16 protein-coding genes are annotated in these 18751 nt (G+C 44.3%); 12 read left to right on the top strand and 4 right to left on the bottom strand.

What is annotated here, in order from left to right:
* The first annotated feature begins 23 nt into the window (after nt 1-23).
* The 4 genes from C6H66_RS00525 to C6H66_RS00510 all read left to right on the top strand — a co-directional run bounded on the left by C6H66_RS00525 (nt 24) and on the right by C6H66_RS00510 (nt 4813).
* On the top strand, nt 24-917 hold the full coding sequence (locus tag C6H66_RS00525; protein ID WP_105394502.1) for a LysR family transcriptional regulator: 894 nt from the start codon (nt 24-26) through the stop codon (nt 915-917).
* Nucleotides 918-1479: 562 nt separating this feature from the next.
* The gene (locus tag C6H66_RS00520; RefSeq protein WP_248000580.1) at nt 1480-2367 is read left to right on the top strand and encodes an outer membrane protein OmpK; all 888 of its coding nucleotides are present in this window, start codon (nt 1480-1482) and stop codon (nt 2365-2367) included.
* Nucleotides 2368-2422: 55 nt separating this feature from the next.
* Complete coding sequence (locus tag C6H66_RS00515) at nt 2423-3697, top strand: MFS transporter (protein WP_105394500.1); 1275 nt, start codon at nt 2423-2425, stop codon at nt 3695-3697.
* A gap of 60 nt (nt 3698-3757) precedes the next feature.
* Complete coding sequence (locus C6H66_RS00510) at nt 3758-4813, top strand: LLM class flavin-dependent oxidoreductase (protein WP_105394499.1); 1056 nt, start codon at nt 3758-3760, stop codon at nt 4811-4813.
* Nucleotides 4814-5025: 212 nt separating this feature from the next.
* Here C6H66_RS00510 and ybbP read toward each other — a convergent pair whose 3' ends face one another.
* A complete protein-coding gene (gene ybbP / locus C6H66_RS00505; protein ID WP_105394498.1) occupies nt 5026-7458 on the bottom strand; it encodes a putative ABC transporter permease subunit YbbP in 2433 nt (810 codons plus the stop codon).
* Nucleotides 7455-8141 carry a putative ABC transporter ATP-binding protein YbbA gene (gene ybbA, locus C6H66_RS00500; RefSeq protein ID WP_046394877.1) on the bottom strand — a complete coding sequence of 229 codons (687 nt, stop codon included), beginning with the start codon at nt 8139-8141 and terminating at the stop codon, nt 7455-7457. The genes ybbP and ybbA overlap by 4 nt, the downstream gene beginning before the upstream one ends.
* On the opposite strand from ybbA, the gene tesA reads away from it, so the two are divergent.
* The 5 genes from tesA to C6H66_RS00475 all read left to right on the top strand — a co-directional run bounded on the left by tesA (nt 8112) and on the right by C6H66_RS00475 (nt 11909).
* Nucleotides 8112-8744 carry a multifunctional acyl-CoA thioesterase I/protease I/lysophospholipase L1 gene (gene tesA, locus C6H66_RS00495; RefSeq protein WP_181150129.1) on the top strand — a complete coding sequence of 211 codons (633 nt, stop codon included), beginning with the start codon at nt 8112-8114 and terminating at the stop codon, nt 8742-8744. The two genes, ybbA and tesA, sit on opposite strands and share 30 nt — an antisense overlap.
* A 50-nt stretch (nt 8745-8794) precedes the next feature.
* Nucleotides 8795-9580, top strand: coding sequence for an SDR family oxidoreductase (locus tag C6H66_RS00490; protein WP_105394497.1), 786 nt, complete (start codon nt 8795-8797; stop codon nt 9578-9580).
* 68 nt (nt 9581-9648) lie between these two features.
* Nucleotides 9649-10506, top strand: coding sequence for a co-chaperone YbbN (locus C6H66_RS00485; protein WP_105394496.1), 858 nt, complete (start codon nt 9649-9651; stop codon nt 10504-10506).
* Nucleotides 10507-10530: 24 nt separating this feature from the next.
* Nucleotides 10531-11451, top strand: a complete 921-nt coding sequence (locus C6H66_RS00480) for an SPFH domain-containing protein (protein ID WP_036775200.1) — start codon at nt 10531-10533, stop codon at nt 11449-11451.
* A gap of 2 nt (nt 11452-11453) precedes the next feature.
* Nucleotides 11454-11909, top strand: coding sequence for an NfeD family protein (locus C6H66_RS00475; protein WP_105394495.1), 456 nt, complete (start codon nt 11454-11456; stop codon nt 11907-11909).
* On the opposite strand, the gene cueR is transcribed toward C6H66_RS00475, so the two are convergent.
* Complete coding sequence (gene cueR / locus C6H66_RS00470; protein ID WP_040150066.1) at nt 11903-12304, bottom strand: Cu(I)-responsive transcriptional regulator; 402 nt, start codon at nt 12302-12304, stop codon at nt 11903-11905. The two genes, C6H66_RS00475 and cueR, sit on opposite strands and share 7 nt — an antisense overlap.
* 138 nt (nt 12305-12442) lie before the next feature.
* Here cueR and copA point away from each other — a divergent pair, with 138 nt between their 5' ends.
* The 3 genes from copA (at nt 12443) to ybaK (ending at nt 17014) form a co-directional block, all read left to right on the top strand.
* On the top strand, nt 12443-15178 hold the full coding sequence (gene copA / locus C6H66_RS00465) for a copper-exporting P-type ATPase CopA (protein ID WP_105394494.1): 2736 nt from the start codon (nt 12443-12445) through the stop codon (nt 15176-15178).
* 349 nt (nt 15179-15527) lie between these two features.
* Nucleotides 15528-16340, top strand: a complete 813-nt coding sequence (locus C6H66_RS00460; protein ID WP_046394871.1) for a TraB/GumN family protein — start codon at nt 15528-15530, stop codon at nt 16338-16340.
* Nucleotides 16341-16537: 197 nt separating this feature from the next.
* The gene (gene ybaK / locus C6H66_RS00455) at nt 16538-17014 is read left to right on the top strand and encodes a Cys-tRNA(Pro)/Cys-tRNA(Cys) deacylase YbaK (RefSeq protein WP_046394870.1); all 477 of its coding nucleotides are present in this window, start codon (nt 16538-16540) and stop codon (nt 17012-17014) included.
* Nucleotides 17015-17076: 62 nt separating this feature from the next.
* On the opposite strand, the gene ushA is transcribed toward ybaK, so the two are convergent.
* Nucleotides 17077-18735 (bottom strand): bifunctional UDP-sugar hydrolase/5'-nucleotidase UshA, encoded by a 1659-nt coding sequence (gene ushA / locus C6H66_RS00450; protein WP_046394869.1) that lies wholly within the window; start codon nt 18733-18735, stop codon nt 17077-17079.
* Between the last annotated feature and the right edge of the window lie 16 nt (nt 18736-18751).

Here is an 18751-nt window from a genome sequence, read left to right as displayed (position 1 = left end):
GAAATGTATAGGTAACAATTGCGATGAAAGATTTATTACGTACCGATATGCTAACAACATTCATTCATGTTGTCCGTTCACAAAGTTTTTCTGCCGTTGCTCGTTTGCAAGGTATGGCTGCGTCTTCTATCACTCGTCAGATAGACAACCTTGAAAAAATGCTAGAGACAAAACTATTCTTTCGCTCTACTCGTGGTTTATCACTGACTGACGCAGGGGAGATTTTATTTGCAAGGGCGCAAGGTATTATCAATGATCTTGTCGATGTCCAAGCTGAGTTGGCGGCGTTGAATGGCGAACCGCAAGGGGCGTTACGTATAGCTTGCCTGCCAACGTTTGGACGTCAACATATTATTCCGATGCTAGCGGAACTATTCACGCGATATCCTAAAATTCAGGTTGAACTTGATCAAACCGAGCGTTTGACTGATCCGGTCAGGGATCGTCTCGACGCGGTTATTCGTATTGGTGAATTAAAGGACAGCACACTTTATTCAAAACGCATCGCCACACAAACTTGGATTATTTGTGCTAGCCCAAACTACATTCAAAAGCATGGAACACCGACAACACTGACTGAACTGGGTGAACACTATTTGCTTGATAAACATCATGACCCCGCAGGTATTTGCTGGTCACGTTATCGCAGTGCTATTAACTTCAACGATGATAACAGGATCTTTCGCAGTGATAACTTTGAAACATTGAGAATGGCCGCTGTCAGTGGATTTGGGGTAGGACTTTTACCTAATTGGGTGATATCCACCGATATTCGTTCTGGAAAATTGATACCTTTATTTAATGATCCCGATGGACGTAAAGAAGATATTTATTTACTGCGGGCACTTGCTCACCCGCCAGCAAAATTAATGGTATTTATGTCACTATTGCAAAAATGGCTTGCCAAGACGATTTAGTCTTGGAATACCTAACTATTCATAATCTATTCTTTATTTTTTTGAATATGTATTTCATGTATAAGTGATTTGTGAAAAATGCAAAGATACATTGAGCTAGTTAGGGTTAATTACTCAAGATAAATATTAAAAAAGATATTTTATCTATATATTTTAAAACCAAAGCAATAATTATTAAAAATATTTAAATTAACGAATAGGTTTTATTATACCAAAACAGACCCCCATTTATCATTGTTATTTCCCATTAAAAAATCAAATTAATCAAGTAAAATAAATAATATATTTAAGTTAACAAAAATATAATTAAAAAATATTTTCACAAAACCATTAATTAACAATATTTTTCCCAATATCCAACACAAAGTTGAATAAACAACCTATCGATAATTAAATAATCAATGTATTACTAACACTGAAAAATCACTAAGGTTAAAACAATCTTATCTTTCTACTCCTTCCTCCTTTCATCAATAAAATCAAATATCCCTTTGACAAAACCGTCTTATTAGATCAATGTTAGCAACCACCAGCCCGATACCGTACGAGAAAGGGAATCTTCGTGTTACTTGCCACAAAAATCCATAATACGAAAAACTATCTCCCGCTTTTTTTCACCTCAAGGCTCTCTTCTCCATTTTGCGGCGCCGCTTATCTGGCAATGACTTGGCGCTGGATAGGCACTCGATTAAAGAAGAGCGGATTACCTGCAATGCTATTATTGTTGTCGGCAATCAATCAAGCTCAAGCCGGTCATTTTGTTAATTTTCAATCGATTGATACCAGCCTTTATATGCAATTTGAAAATCGGGTCGATCCCCAAAAAACCATTTCGCCGATTTTAGAGGCTTTCGGCGACTACAGTATCGGCGATATGTACGTCTATAGTATTTGGCAAAACTCGCTGCAAAGTGATTACCAAGGTGATAAAAGCACCTACTATTATAAAGTTGTCCCCAGAGTAAGCTTGAGTAAAGTCACTGGTAATGACATCTCTTTTGGGCCGGTAAAAGATATTTTGTTCACTCAATGGATTGCCAAAACGAAAGGGATAGATTACGACTACTTCCCCGGTATCAGTATTGACTGGCAAGCTAGCTGGATTAGCTGGCTACGTACAATTTTTTATTTTGAGAATAATGCCAAAGGAAGCTGGAATGATCAGCGAATTCATATCGATTACGGCATTCCCTTCAATAATAGCTTAGGAGATTTTCGGGTTGTCGGCACTTTTGACTATACCTTAGGTTTGCATGGACAGCCTGAAACTATCGATTTCAAACCAGAGTTACATTACGATTTAGGGAAACTCCTTGGTCATCAATCCGGTCATTTATGGACAGGCATTGTTCTGAACCCCATAAAAAACAAATACAAAATAAGAGATACCCCTTATTATCGAACGGATCAATTTAGCTACGGGATCTTTATTCGATATAGTTTTTTCTGATATCGGAATAAAATATCAGAAATTTTCTGATGGCCTTTATCCTGATGGAGTCAAAATGCCCATTCAACATGACCAGTTCGGACGTACTTATCAGTGGCTCCTACTGATACTTTTGGGTTTGATTTACTTTCTGGTCACCGCAACCACATTTACTTCGCTGGGCGTTGTATTACCTAGTATGATTAAGGAATTACACTGGAGTTGGACCGATGCCGGTTTAGGGTTCACGTTACTTGGCCTGTCATGTGGGCTGTCCAGTTACCTTCCAGCGATGTTTATTCGTCGTACCGGCGTCCGCGCTACCTTAATGATCGGTACGCTCACCTTTATCACCAGTTTTTACATCCTCTATAACACCCACAGTATCGCAGCCTATTTTACCGGTACCACATTATTAGGAATTGGCTTTAGTCTTATGGCGACGGTTCCCGGTACTTATGTCATTAGCCGACTTTTTAAAAAACAGTCGTTGGCTTTTGGTATCTATTTCACCATTGGGGGATTAGGGGGCGTGGTCGGTCCGTGGATCTATTTCCTAGCAACAATATTTTGGGAAAACTGGCGTATACACTGGGCAATTTCCGGGATATCACTCACCCTGATTAGTTTATTAACCATTTTATTTATGCGCGAAGGTAAAAAGGAAAACGCCCACGCGGAAAAGGTTAGTAAAAATCAACAAGACCAGCTCCCCACTAGTATCTATCGCACCAAGGAAATATGGAATGTCCGGCAGGCGCTGCACACTTGGCAATTTTATGCCATTGCCGCCGCTTATACCTCTTTTTTACTGTGTGGGATAACCGTTAATAGTTTTGCAGTCGCCCATATTACTGAAAACGGATTCAGTGAATCTGTCGCCGCCTCCTCACTCAGTATTTTGGCTTTTATCAACGCATTCTCACGATTTGCAGGAGGCGCAGTTGGTGAATGGCTCGATCCCAAAAAATTGCTTATCGGTAGTCTGTCGATAATTATCTGCGGCCTTATCGCACTCAGTGTCACCACTTCATGGACATTTTTAATCCTGTTCACATTGTGCATTGGTATCGGCTATGGCATGACTTTTCTGGCATCCAGTATATTGCTGTTCAATTATTTTGGGCGCACGCCTTACTTGGAACTGTTTTCGGTAATGAATCTAATCTCTACTACCGCCTGTATCGCCCCTTTCCTGGTGGGCGCAATTAAGGATTATTCAGGTAGTTTTACACCAGCATTTCTCATTATCGCCATACCAGTGCTAGCTATTCTGATCATCACATTCATGATGCAACCACCGTCACAAATCGTGAAGAAATGTCCTGATGACAACACACTACTTAACTGAATTTAACAATAAAATGAACCTATAAAATATTCCTTACCACAGACAAACAAGGAATTAATCATGGCAAAAAAAGAATTCGGTGTATTTCTACCCATAGCGAAAGGTGGATGGATTATTTCCAAAAATACACCACCACTCGATGCTTCTTATCAGCAAAACCGTGAAGCGGCTATTCTGGCTGATCAAATTGGTTTGGATTTCATCATGTCAATGAGCAAATGGCGTGGCTTTGGCGGTGAAACGGAACATTGGGGCTGTTCGCTGGAATCCGTTACGATGATGGCCGGTATTGCCGAAGTGACTCATCATGCCCGGCTGATCGCAACCATGCATGCCGGGCTGCATAATCCCGCCGTGACAGCCAAAATGATTGCGACACTGGATCAAATTAGTCATGGCCGAGCCGGGCTGAATATTGTCTCTGGTTCATTCAAAGACGAATTTGAACAGATGGGGGAATGGGATAACAATTTAGACCACGATCAACGTTACGCAATGACCGAAGAGTGGACCCAATTGATCAAACGGCTTTGGAGTGAGAAGCAGGTTAATCATCAGGGAGATTACTTTAATTTCAAGAATTGTGTTTCTGAGCCTAAACCTGTTTCCGTTCCGCGCCCTTATTTGGTCTGTGCCGGTCAATCAGAATGTGGGCTACGTTTTAGTGTACGGAACACCGATGTGTGTTTCATTGGTGGTAAAGATGAAGAAGAAACACGACAAATTAGTCTAATGGCTAAGCGTCTTGCAGCCGAATACGACACAACCACCAAAACCTTTTGTATGTGTACGATTATTTGCGCTGAAACAGATGAAGAAGCTAAAACGCTGGCTGAGTTCTATCATGATGGCTTGGATATAGACGCAGTTAAAAGCATGATGCACAGTTTTGGCGTCGATATTGACGGAAAAAGCAATGCGATGGTTGAAAGATCCCAAAACGCTTTTATGACCCACACAGCTATCGGCAACCCGGAAACATGTCGTAAACAATTGTCAGATTTACTGCGTGAATGCGAACTGGACGGGGTTATGTTGATCTTCCCTGATTATGTTAAGGGGTTGACCTCTTTCGGCGAGAAAATATTGCCACAACTTAGAGCCGAATTTACCTAAACAACGATATACCCGTTATTTTTCAAGTTGCCTCTTTGTTGGCCGCGCTCACCCCGGTCACATAGTTCGCTATGCGACCGGGGATTCACTCCTTTGCCATCGCGATGAATCTTGAAATCCATAGGGTATAGTAGGCCAATAAGCTTGGAATGGGTTCATCACATCTCGACGAGCGATTACCCATTCCCTGAATGTCTGCAAATATCGCCCCTTTATCCCTGAACTCGCCGGTGTAATCCCGTCCCCCGTAACAACCGAAACCCCAACCCGCTTCCACACAATGAAAGTAACAAGCTGCTGATTATTGGTAGTAATAGCCACATCTGCCATGCTGGTTGCCACGGAAAATCAAATACCTTGGTCTGCAACAACCAAAGCGCAACCTCAGCTCCCAGTGCCGCAGTAAAACCCGCCATTAATCCAAGCAAAGCAAATTCACTCCAAAGGGTACGACGCAGTAACTGTTTACTGGCTCCCAAGGTGCGGTAAACCACCAGTTCAAGTTGCCGTTGATGCATCCCTACCTGAACCTGTGCCAATAGCAGTAATGCGCCGCAGACCATGACCAACCCAACCATGACCTCCAATGCCTTACTGACCTGCTGCAAAATACCCTGAATTTGCTTAATCATCGCGCCGGTATCAAGCAGGCTCAAGGTTGGAAACTGACGATTAAGATCCGTCAGAAGTCGGCCATCGCCTTCATAATGGAAACTAGTCAGCCAGGTTTGCTGCTGATTCTCCAATGCTTGTTTTGGGAAAATAAAAAAGAAATTTGGCCGCAAACTTTCCCAATCCACCAGTCGAATACTGCTGACTATGGCGCTAAATTGCTGCGTATCACCACTGAATGTTAGCTTATCGCCGATTTTGATTGCCAAACGTTCAGCAAGCCCCTGCTCAATAGAAACCTCATCCGCCTTTGGCGGCCAGTGACCTTCCACCAAGGTATTAAACGGAGGTAATTCCTCTTTCCATGTCAGGTTCAACTCCCGCTGCACCGTGTTGCTATCCGATTCTCTGGCCTCTGCCCACGCGATAGCTGACTGACCATTAATTTCCGTCAAGCGAGCCAATACCACCGGATAGAATGCCGTAGGTTTAACCTGATATTGAGCCAGCAAATGTTCTACTTGTGGAATTTGCTGTCCAGTCATATTAATCAGAAAATAGTTTGGACTGTCCGGCGGCAATTGGTGCTGCCAACGGTCAAGCAAGTCTCCCCGGACCACCAGCAACAAAGCAAATAACATAAAGGATAAAGAGAAAGCCGCCAGTTGGGCTCCTGTCTGGAACGGCTGCCGCAGTAGTCGATTAACCGCCAGGCGAAAACTGAGCTGGCGGAGTTTCAGATGACGTAATAACCATAATCCTCCCCAACCAAACACCGCCAGTAATAGCGCAACCATCACCATACCAGCCAGTAACGCCCATAGCATAGGTTTGGTTCCAACCAACAGGCCCAACCCGCTAATGACCACCAATGCCGCCAACGGCAGGTAATAGCGCAACGGCCAGATAGGCGCGATAATATCATCACGCAGCACCCTTGATGGTTGAGTTGCCATTAACTGCTTGTACGGACGTATTCCCACCAGTAAAGCGATAACAGATAACGCGCCTAACGCCCATATCCACGGCCAGAATCCGGCTTGCGGCAACATCTTCGGTAACATGGGCGCCAAAATCTGTACGAGCAAATATTCAAACATCAATCCCAGAAGCGTCCCCACTACCGCTGCCGCAATTAATATCACTAACCATTGGCCAATCACCCATTTACGCAACGCCCAACGCCCGGCACCCAGTGTTTTTAGTACTGCAATTAAATCATGGCGGCTACGGCAATAGTGGGTCATTGATACCGCTACCGCGGCGACAGCGAGTAATAACGTCAGCAAAGCCGATAACAACAAAAATTGCTGCGCCCTTTCAATGGATTTTGCGAGCGCCCCGCTATCCTGTTTCAAGGTATACCAGCGTTGATCAGCTTTAAGTTGGGGATCAATGAGCTGCTGATACTGATAAACCGCTTCTTTATCACCTGAAAACATATAACGATAAGTCAGACGGCTACCCGGTTGAATCGCCCCGGTAGATTGAGCATCATCAAGACTGATTAAAATCCGAGGCGCAATCTGAAAGGGATTGAAACCACTGTCCGGTTCCTGAATTAATTCTCCGCTCACCTTAAGCGTGGTATCTCCGACATCCAGATTATCGCCAACTTTGATTTTCAACAGTTCAAGCAAACGAGGCGCAACCAGTGCTGTTCCTTTTTCCGCTTTCAAACCCGGTGGATGGGTTTCCAGCTCACCATACAATGGATAGTCATGGTCTGCGGCTTTTACATTAGCAAGTTGCGGAACATCCCCGGCATAAGTCATCGTGGTGAAAGAGAGCTGGCGACTCAACTTTAATCCCAAACTTTTCGCCTGTTGTAACCATCCTTCATCTACCGGATAAGCCGCACGCAGGACTAAATCACCTGCCAGAAAATCCCGACTCTGATAATGAACACTTTGATCAATCCGATCACTGATCCTTCCCAGCGCCAGCACACAAGCCACCGCCAACGTAAGCGATAACCAGACAATCAATAAAGAAGGGGTGCGCCATTCGCGCCAAAACCAACGCCAAATCATCTTTCTTCCCTCAATTTGCCATCAACCAATCGCAAACAACGTTGACAACGAGCCGCAAGCTGGCTGTCATGCGTGACCAGAATTAATGTTGTGGCGTAATCACGATTGAGAGAAAACAGTAAATCAGCAATCCGATCACCAGTTTGCCGATCCAGATTACCCGTCGGCTCATCAGCAAACAGAATTTTAGGTTGGCTGCTGAATGCCCGCGCCAATGCCACCCTCTGTTGCTCACCACCAGAAAGTTGGGCCGGCATATGTTTCAAACGTTTTCCCAATCCCAATTGTTCCAGCAATTCAACCGCTTGTTTCCTGCTACGCTGTTCAGATTCACCACGCAATAAAGCAGGAAGCTGGACATTTTCCAATGCGTTCAACGTCGGAATTAACATAAATGATTGAAAGACAAAACCGACATTTTCAGCCCGCAGTTGCGCTCGCCGTTCCTCGTTCATCTGGCTTAAATTATGCCCTAGCAGCCGAACCTCGCCGTCACTGCCATCATCTAACCCGGCAATAATGCCAAGCAATGTGGATTTACCCGAACCCGATTCCCCCACTAAAGCGATAGTCTGTGCCGACTCGACAACCAACTCGACTCCCTGCAATATAGTGATCTTATTTTCTCCCTGACCAACGTGCTTACTAAGATGCTGAACTTCAAGAATACTCCCCGTTACCATTTACTTTTCCTTTTATTAGTGATGCTATTTAGCGCCAGAGCGACTGCGGCTGATACCCTTCTGATTCTCGGTGATAGTCTTAGTGCCGGTTACCATCTGCCTATTGAGCAATCATGGCCTGCTTTGATGGAAAAAAAGTGGCAGAAATCCGGTAATAAAATCACGGTCATCAATGGCAGTATCAGCGGTAATACCGCCGCTCAAGGTCTTGAGCGGCTACCTGAATTACTTAAACAACATAAACCCCGTTGGGTACTGATAGAACTGGGCGCCAATGATGGACTACGCGGTTTTCCTCCACAACAAACAGAGCAAGATCTGCAACAGATCATTACGTTAGTGAAACAAGCCAATATTCAACCTTTATTGATGCAGATCCGTCTGCCGCCAAACTATGGGCGCCGTTATACCGAATCTTTTGCCAAGATTTATCCCAAACTGGCAGAACACAATCAAATCCCCCTGCTTCCGTTTTATATGGAACAAGTCGCTATTAAACCGGAGTGGGTGCAACAAGATGGATTACATCCTAATCTGGCAGCCCAACCATTTATCGCCGATTGGATGTCTGACACACTATCAGCACATCTTAATTATTCTTAAGTAGTAAACTATTAGTTTCAACAAATTGATGTCTATAAGCAGGTAAAGTTATGCAAAAGTCCGTTCTTATCACCGGCTGTTCCAGTGGAATTGGTCTGGTGGCGGCCAAAACACTACATCAGCGGGGCTATAGAGTATTAGCAGCCTGCCGGAAACCCGCAGATTTACAACATATGCGCGAGTTAGGACTGGAACCTATCGAATTGGATCTTGATGACAAAATGAGTGTTGAACGCGCCGCCGCCGAGGTCATCAGGCTCACCAATGGCCGTCTTTACGGGCTGTTTAATAACGGCGGCTTTGGTATTTATGGCCCACTAAATACGATCAGTCGTGAACAACTGGAACGGCAATTCTCTACTAATCTATTTGGTACCCATCAACTTACCTGCTTATTACTTCCAGCAATGCAACTTCATGGCGAAGGCCGTATTATCCAAACCAGTTCAGTTATGGGACTAATTTCAACCCCAGGCCGCGGCGCTTACTCCGCCAGTAAATATGCCTTGGAAGCCTGGTCAGATGCGTTAAGAATGGAATTAGCCGGAACCGGAATTAAAGCTTGTCTGATTGTTCCTGGCCCGATAAAAACACGTTTTGCAGAAAACGTGAATCAAACGCAAAGCGATAAACCTGTCAGAAACCCCAGGCTCGCCCGCCATTTTACCCTCACCCCCGAAGCCGTTGTGCGCAAACTGATTCATGCTCTGGAAAGTCCAAACCCCAAATTACGTTATCCAGTAACTTGGATAACCCACGCAGTCACGATTATGCGCCGGATTTTACCAGGAAGAGTAATGGATAAAATACTGAGTAAGCAGAGTGGTACAACTTGAAAGTTAAGAAAATAACCTCAATCTATTTAATCATACCCTGCGACAACCAAATTTAAGAGACTAATTATATGTTACCAACTTCTACTGGAATTAATGTTAACGAAAGCAATCTACATCAAACCGTTGAACAGTCTATGACTGTACCTGTTTTATTTTATTTTTGGTCTGAACGTAGCTCTCATTGTCAAGAATTAGGCATAATATTGGATAAACTGGCAGCAGAATATGCAAATCAATTCATATTGGCAAAAGTGGATTGCGATAAAGAGCAAATGGTCGCGGCACAGTTTGGCTTACGAGCCATTCCTACGGTTTATATTATGCAACAAGGCCAACCGGTAGATGGTTTTCAAGGGCCACAACCTGAAACAGTTATTAGAGAGATGCTTGCCCGCGTATTACCCAAGCCGGAAGAGTTGAAAGTCGCTCAGGCAGAGGAACTTATCGCAGCAGGAAAACATCAGGATGCACTACCATTACTGAAAGAAGCTTGGCAATTAGCCCCCAAAAACAGTGAAATTGCACTTATATTGACCGAAGTGCAAATTATGCTCAATAATATAGCAGAGGCCGAGGAAATTCTGAGTCTTATTCCATTACAGGACCAAGATACTCATTATCACAGTTTACTGGCTCAAATTGAGTTACAAAAGCAAGCGGCGGATACACCAGAGATCCAACAATTGCAGCAAGAATTCGCCATTCAACCAGAAAATGCAGAGCTGGCTGTTAAGCTCTCGCTGAAACTGCACGAAGTTAGTCGTAATGAAGAAGCGCTGGAATTATTACTTAGCTTCCTGAAAAAGGACCTTTCCGCTGCCAATGGCGCAGTACGGAAAACAATGATGGATATTATGTCTGCAATGGGGACCAGTAACACCCTGGCTTCAAAATACCGTCGCCAGGTCTATTCACTGCTTTACTGATTTATTTAATTGTAAGGAATTGCTATGGATTTATTCGCTTTTGGTGCCGTACCCATTCTGATCTTTATTGCGGTGGTTATTGTCTTTACTTGCGTAAAAACAGTGCCACAAGGCTATCAATGGACGGTAGAACGCTTCGGTCGTTATACCCGGACTTTATTACCGGGTTTGCATATTATCGTCCCTTTTATCGATCGCATTGGCCGTAAAATTAATATGATGGAACAAGTGTTGGATATTCCTTCACAGGAGGTGATTTCCCGCGATAACGCCAATGTTACTATTGATGCGGTCTGCTTCATTCAAGTTGTCGATCCTGTTCGAGCGGCTTATGAAGTCAGTAACCTTGAACTCTCCATTATCAATCTGACGATGACCAACTTCCGTACCGTTTTGGGTTCAATGGAGCTGGATGAAATGCTGTCACAGCGTGATTCTATCAACAGTCGTCTATTGCATATTGTTGATGAAGCCACTAACCCGTGGGGAGTGAAAATTACCCGTATTGAAATCCGTGATGTGCGTCCACCCAAAGAGTTGATCTCCGCCATGAACGCACAGATGAAAGCAGAACGTACAAAACGTGCTGATATTCTGGAAGCGGAAGGTATCCGTCAGGCGGCTATTCTGAAAGCAGAAGGAGAAAAACAGTCTCAAATTCTGAAAGCGGAAGGGGAACGTCAATCGGCATTTCTCCAGGCAGAAGCACGTGAACGTGCCGCCGAAGCGGAAGCTCGCGCAACTAAAATGGTGTCCGATGCGATTGCTGACGGTAACATGCAGGCAATTAACTACTTTGTTGCCCAGAAATATACGGATGCACTGACCAGTATTGGCGCCTCCGATAACAGCAAAGTCATTATGATGCCTCTGGAAGCGAGCAACCTAATGGGTGCGATTGGCGGTATTACTGAACTGATTGGCGAAAGCAAAAAAGGTAAGTAATCATGATTGCACAGATTGCGGCTCAAACCCCCTGGCTCTGGTTCTCTTTTGGCGGCTTACTGTTAATTGCAGAGCTTCTTGGAACCGGCGGCTATCTGTTATGGACGGGGATAGCCGCTATCGTTGTTGCGTTTGTCACCTGGCTGCTACCAGGAATCAGCTGGGAATGGCAAGGCGTTTTGTTTGCCACTCTGACACTGCTTTCCGCAATGCTATGGCGCTACTGGTTACGTCGCCGCCCCTCAAAAGGCAGCGATACCCTGAACCAGAAAGACCACCAGCTCATCGGTATCCGGGCCAAACTAGCTACAGACACTGAAAATGGTTACAGCCGGATCAAACTGGCTGATGGAAGCTGGCGGGTTCACTGTAGTAGTGAACTACCAGCCAATACCGAAGTAGAGGTAATCGCTGTTGATGGCATTACCCTGAAAGTAAAACCGGTCAGTTCTCAGTGATGAGAGCAACAACCCGATAAATGATCTATGATGGGGCATTCAGCCCCATCATCTCCAGGGCACTCTTCCGCCAAAGATAACAATTTACTTCTCATTTTCTGCAACTCTTCAATCGCCTTTTCTATTTCAGCCACCTTATGCAAGGTTGCCGTTTTTACATCAGCACTGTGACGATTGGGATTGCGAAATAACACTAAAAATTCACGGCATTCATCAAGCGTAAAACCGACCTGTTTCGCCTGACGCAACAGCGTTAATTCATCAATATGTTTCTGCTGATAATAACGGTAGCCGTTATCCCCCCTTGCCGGCGGTGTAATCAGATCCTTTTCTTCATAAAACCGAATAGCTTTACTGGTAAGACCGGTTTTTTGGGCAACTTCACTAATGTTCATTTTTTCCCCTTGACCTTACCCTTGCGGGAAGGTTTAACCTTCGCAACAAGTCAGAAATTCACTTGAACTGTGTAGATATCATCAATTATCACACAAGTGTGAAGAATAATTACATCACTATGTGTTAGGAGTTTTTTTATGTCACACACAACCATTTTAACCTTACAGGGACTCTCCTGTATTCATTGTGTTCACAGTGTGAAAAAGGCACTGGCAAATCGTGCAGATGTAGAGCAGGCGGATATTACGATTGATTATGCCAAAATCATTAGTAAAGCCTCTGCTGAATCATTAATCGAAACAATTCAAGCAGCCGGTTACGATGCGATAATCGCCAGCCAACCTGATGTTGAACTGGCGCTCTCCGGCCTGAATTGCATGCATTGTGCCGGTACGACTCGTAAAGCGCTGGAGGCCGTGGATGGCGTTATCGCCGCAGATGTGAATACTGAAACAGCTAAAATTTACGGTAAAGCCGATGTCGTTACCCTGATTGCCGCCGTTGAGCAGGCGGGTTATCACGCAAAACTCGCTTCTAGTCAAAACTCCCCAAAATCTGAGCCGCTGACACTACCTGCTTCAAATAGACCGGAACCTTTGGCAGCGGCAACCTCCTCTGTTCCGGTCGAAAAAACTGACGTCTCCGTTGTGAGTGATAGCAATGATAGTATCCAGTTGCTGTTGGACGGCATGACTTGTGCCAGTTGCGTGAACAAAGTTCAGAAAGCATTACAAGGTGTTGATGGCGTGGAAAATGCCAGAGTGAATCTTGCTGAACGCAGCGCTTTAATTATCGGTAGTGCCTCACCAGAGACACTGATTAAAGCCGTAGAAAAAGCCGGGTATGGCGCAGAACTGATTCAGGACGAAGCTGAACGGCGTGAACGTCAGCAACAAGTTTCTGACGCTAATATGCGCCGTTTTCGTTGGCAATCAGCATTAGCATTGGTCGTCGGTATTCCCGTGATGGTGTGGGGCATGATGGGCGATAATATGATGCTCACACCTGAAAACCGTCATATCTGGCTGACTATCGGCGTTATCACGCTTGCCGTGATGATCTTTGCCGGTGGTCACTTCTATCGCAATGCATGGCAAAGCCTGAAAAACCGTAGTGCCACAATGGACACATTGGTGGCATTAGGAACCGGCGCAGCCTGGCTTTACTCTATCAGTGTCAATCTATGGCCGGATATTTTTCCGCCACAAGCCCGTCATCTCTATTATGAAGCCAGCGCGATGATTATTGGTCTGATAAATCTGGGTCATGCTCTGGAACAACGTGCCCGTCAGCGTTCTTCAAAAGCACTGGAACGTCTGCTGGATCTGACACCACCGACGGCCCGTGTGGTGACAGAAGATGGCGAAAAAGAGATGCGATTGGCTGATGTCAAACCCGGCATGACATTACGTTTGGCAACCGGTGATCGTGTTCCCGTTGATGGTGAAATCATGCAAGGTGAGATTTGGATAGATGAAGCAATGCTCACCGGTGAGCCGATTCCACAGCAAAAATCTAAAGGCGATAACATTCATGCCGGTACGACAGTGCAAGACGGTACGGTGCTGTTTACTGCCGCCGCAGTTGGCAGTCAGACAACATTAGCACGAATCATTAAACTGGTCCGTCAGGCGCAAAGCAGTAAGCCCGAAATTGGTCAGTTAGCAGATAAAATTTCCTCCGTGTTCGTTCCCGTTGTGGTCGCGATTGCCCTGATTGTCGGTGCTATTTGGTACTTCGTGGGTCCAGCGCCACAGATCATGTATTCATTAGTCATTATTACTACCGTGTTGATTATTGCCTGTCCCTGTGCCCTTGGGTTGGCAACTCCTATGTCAATTATCTCTGGTGTCGGCCGGGCAGCAGAATTTGGGGTTCTGGTTCGGGATGCCGACGCGCTGCAACAAGCTAGCACCTTGGATACCCTTGTTTTCGATAAAACCGGTACGCTGACGGAAGGTATGCCTCAAGTGACTGATATCCATACTTTTAATGGGTACAGTGAACAAGAGGTATTGCGTTGGGCTGGCGCACTGGAACAAGGTTCTAGCCATCCATTAGCCAAAGCCATTCTTGCCAAAGCCGAAGGGCTGGCATTGCCGCAAGTTGAACAATTCCGTACTCTGGCTGGACTCGGTATCAGTGGTGAAGTGAATGGCACAATCTTGTTGCTAGGTAATCAAGCCTGGCTAGAACAAAATCAAGTTGATACGCAAGAATTAAAACCGCTGATTGCTCAACAAGCAGAAAAAGGCATCACACCGGTTCTCCTGGCAGCAGGAGGTAAAGCGGCGGCAGTGCTATCAATTCGCGATCCACTGCGTGAAGATACCATTACTGCATTGCAGCGATTACATCACCAAGGCTACCGTTTAGTGATGCTGACTGGTGATAACCCGGCTACTGCCAATGCGATTGCAAAAGAAGCAGGTATTGATCAAGTGATTGCGGGTGTATTACCTGATGGCAAAGCTGAGGCGATTCAGAAACTGCAAGCAGCAGGTCGCAAGGTTGCTATGGTGGGGGATGGTATTAACGATGCTCCTGCCCTAGCTCAAGCTGATGTGGGGATTGCAATGGGAGGAGGCAGCGATATCGCCATTGAAACCGCGGCGATAACACTGATGCGTCATAGTCTGCATGGTGTGGCTGATGCGGTTGAACTGTCCAAAGGAACGCTGCGCAATATGAAACAGAACCTATTGGGGGCATTTATCTACAACACATTAGGGATTCCAATTGCCGCTGGTGTGCTCTATCCCTTTACCGGAACCCTGTTAGATCCGGTAGTCGCAGGTGCGGCAATGGCGCTCTCTTCAATTACGGTGGTGAGTAATGCTAACCGCTTATTGAGGTTTAAACCTAAATTATGAATTACTAAAGAAATAAGTCTGCTTTGATGATGTTGGGGTGAGTCGTAAAGTGAGTCGTAAAAATGCGCATCCATGATCGCATTTTACACTTCTACCCCAGCACTTTTTCATATAGCAATGTCCCCCATGTTACTGCATCAAATCACCACATCTCCGACAATGTTTTCATTACAAATCTCTAGTTATCATTTTTAAAGAATTGGAAAGGTAAATACAGCGGTCAAGTAAAATCTCCTTGTATACTGAATAGTAGTAAAAGAACATTCAATGGAAATGGATAGAGATACAGTTGTAATATTAACCTAGAAAAATAGCTAGTTTAAAGAATAAATGCTAAACCGGAGCTCAAATGGGACGACTGATTAAACACCTTACCAATATATTAGGAATCAATGCTCTCCATCGTTATCCCTATCCCGCTCACGATATTACACTGGCAGGTGATAGACATTTGCATCTGGTGGGCAGTATTCATATGGGTACGAAAAACATGTTCCCACTTTCAGAAATATTGATAGAACAACTTAATCAATCCGATACATTAATCGTGGAAGCAGATATTACTCAGTCAGACTCCCCATTTCATGATGAGTTTCAATCATATCACCGTATCGAACAACGTTTATCTTCTGAGATGTATCAGAATTTTCAGGACTATTGCAATGAGATCCAACAGCAAGAAGAATTCCTCAATCTATTGCCCTCATGGCAAATCGCTTTAATTTTACAAGCTGGACAAGCACAAAACCTTGGATTGCATCCCCAATACGGTATCGATTATCAGCTCCTGAATGCAGCCAAAGCTCAAGGGAAAACGATTATTGAACTAGAAGGTACTGAATCACAAATTAATTTACTTAATCAAATTCCCAATAACGGCCTACCACTACTGGAAGATACATTAACCCATTGGCACGCAAATGCCCGTGCTTTACAAACCATGATCAGTTGGTGGATGGACTATCAACCAGAACAACAAGAACATGCTTTACCAACAACTTTCAGTAAAGAGATATACCAACTATTGATGACTGAACGCAATAAACGATGGAATAAGCGTTTACAGGAATTACCTGCCGGTCGATACCTCGTTGCTGTTGGCGTTTTGCATCTGTATGGTGAAGGGAATTTGCCCAAGATGCTGACAGAAGAACAGCATTAAAAAAAGGCCAATATTACATATATCGCTATAATAATATTGGCCAATCATATGAGGTATAATCTGTCATTTTTGTTATTCTTAAGTACGGGATATTACCTGTTTGTATACAAGCAACAGAGCCGTAGTCAGATTATCAATTCCATCATTCCATTTCATCCATTATCTTTAATTACAAAATCATCCTATGTAATGAAATCATGACACCTGCGATCATTTTACTAGAGAAACAGAAAGTTAGCTTTACTCTTCATACCTACGAACACGACGCAAATGAGCATAACTTTGGTGATGAAGCAGTGAGGAAATTAAGACTCAATGCCAGGCAAGTCTTCAAAACTTTGCTGGTTGCACTTAATGGTGAGGCTAAAAATTTGGTAGTAGCGGTCACCCCTGTCTCAAGTGAACTAGATTTAAAAAAGGTCGCCAAAGTTTTTAAAGTCAAAAAAGCTGAGATGGCTAATCCGCAAATCGCCCAGAAAGTGACAGGATATCTCGTCGGCGGGATCAGTCCGCTAGGACAGAAAAAACTCTTGCCAACGGTTATTGATAATCAGGCGCAACAGTTCCCTACTATCTTTGTCTCTGGTGGCAAACGAGGGTTAGATATTGAATTAGCGCCATCTGATCTCTGTAGGTTAGCGAAAGGCACCTTCGCTGATATTGCAAGAGTTTAAATTATTACCCAAAAAGGGCTGCCTAAAATTGCAGCCCTTTCGATTTATCATTCTGTCAGGGATTATTGATAAATAATTTCACCCTTTGGCTCATAATCAGCCGCTTTCAATGGTGAATGCTTCTCGATATAGTCTTTCAACACTTCTGCATCAACAAAACCGGTGTTGACATAGGTTGGATAATTATCAACTCGTGGATAGCCATCACCACCGATAGCATTAAAGTCAAGCATTGCCATGCGGTAAGTTTTATTCGGCTCTAGTGGCTTTCCACCGATTTTTACCTCTTTAACGCTTTTACCATCAGCAATCAGGCTAACATTCACAAACTGTGCATAAGCACCGGAATCAACTTTCATATTCGCAATTATCGCCAGATATTTTTCGACTTCACTGCCGTTCATATCAACGTAAACCAATGTGTTGGCAAATGGATGTACTTTCAACACATCTTTATAAGTGATATCGCCTGATTCAATCGAATCGCGAATACCGCCGCCACTCATAATCGCAAAATCAGCATCCGCGCGTTCCATCATGGCAGAAAGAGCAACACGGGCCATATTAGTCTGAACAAAACGAACTCTGCTGCGATCACCTTCCAATTTACCCTCAATAGAGCCCACTTTTACACCAAGCTGTTTATCACCTTTATCCTGATAAGGCATCAGCAACTTTAACATATCCGGGTTTTGGGCAATTTCATGAGTGTAGTAAACACGTTCAGTAGCACCGTCTCCCTTCTGCACTTTCTTTTTGAGGTTAATAGGGATCAACTGATAGTGAGTCAACTTCAATTCACCATTACGAAATTGGAAATCAGCTCGACCAACGTATTTCCCCCACTCATGAGCCTGAACAATCCAAGTACCGTTCTGACGATCCGGCGAACATGGCGTTCCTGGCACATAATCGATCTGCTTATAATTTTTCTTTTCCGCGGACATACAGACCGGATCTTGCGAGTGACCACCAACAATCATATCCAGATAGCCCGCGGGCAAACTGCGAGCCATTTCAACATCACCCGGCGCATTAGAACCATGATTACCGTTGTCATAGTGCCCCATATGGGTTGCGGCAATAATCACATCTGGCTTTTCATCTCTCTTTAGTTCTTCAACAACCATTTTGGCTTCTGTCGCAGGAACCCGAAATTCAACATCAGGAAAATTAGCCGGGTTGCCGATTTTCGCCGTATCATCAGTCGTCAGACCAATAACGGCAATTTTCACACCCTGTTTATCGAAAATGGTATAAGGCTTGAACAAACGTTTGCCGGTGCTTGTCTGGTAAATATTAGCAGCCAGAAATGGAAAATTTGCCCATTTTTCCTGTTGACGTAGTATTGACAGAGGATTATCAAACTCATGGTTCCCCAACGCCATTGCATCATAGCCCACCAAATTCATGCCCTTAAAATCAGGTTCGGCATCTTGCAAATCAGATTCTGGTACACCGGTATTAATATCTCCGCCGGAAAGTAGCAACACACTACCACCTTTTTTCACGACCTCTTGGCGGATTTCATCAACTACCGTTTTTTGAGCGGCTAAACCATACTCGCCATAATCGTTATGCCAAAAATGCCCATGATGGTCATTGGTGTGCAAAATGGTAATGTCATAGGTTTTGTCCTTCTCCCACGCACTTGCGATTGCAGGAAGTAATGCTATAGATACAACCAAAGCGCAAGCTGAGGTCTTGAACGAGAGTTTCATGGTATATCTCCATGTT

This window comes from Photorhabdus hindustanensis (assembly GCF_002968995.1).
In the GTDB taxonomy this organism is placed as follows: domain Bacteria; phylum Pseudomonadota; class Gammaproteobacteria; order Enterobacterales; family Enterobacteriaceae; genus Photorhabdus; species Photorhabdus akhurstii.
This window is presented reverse-complemented; position numbering and strand designations above follow the sequence as displayed.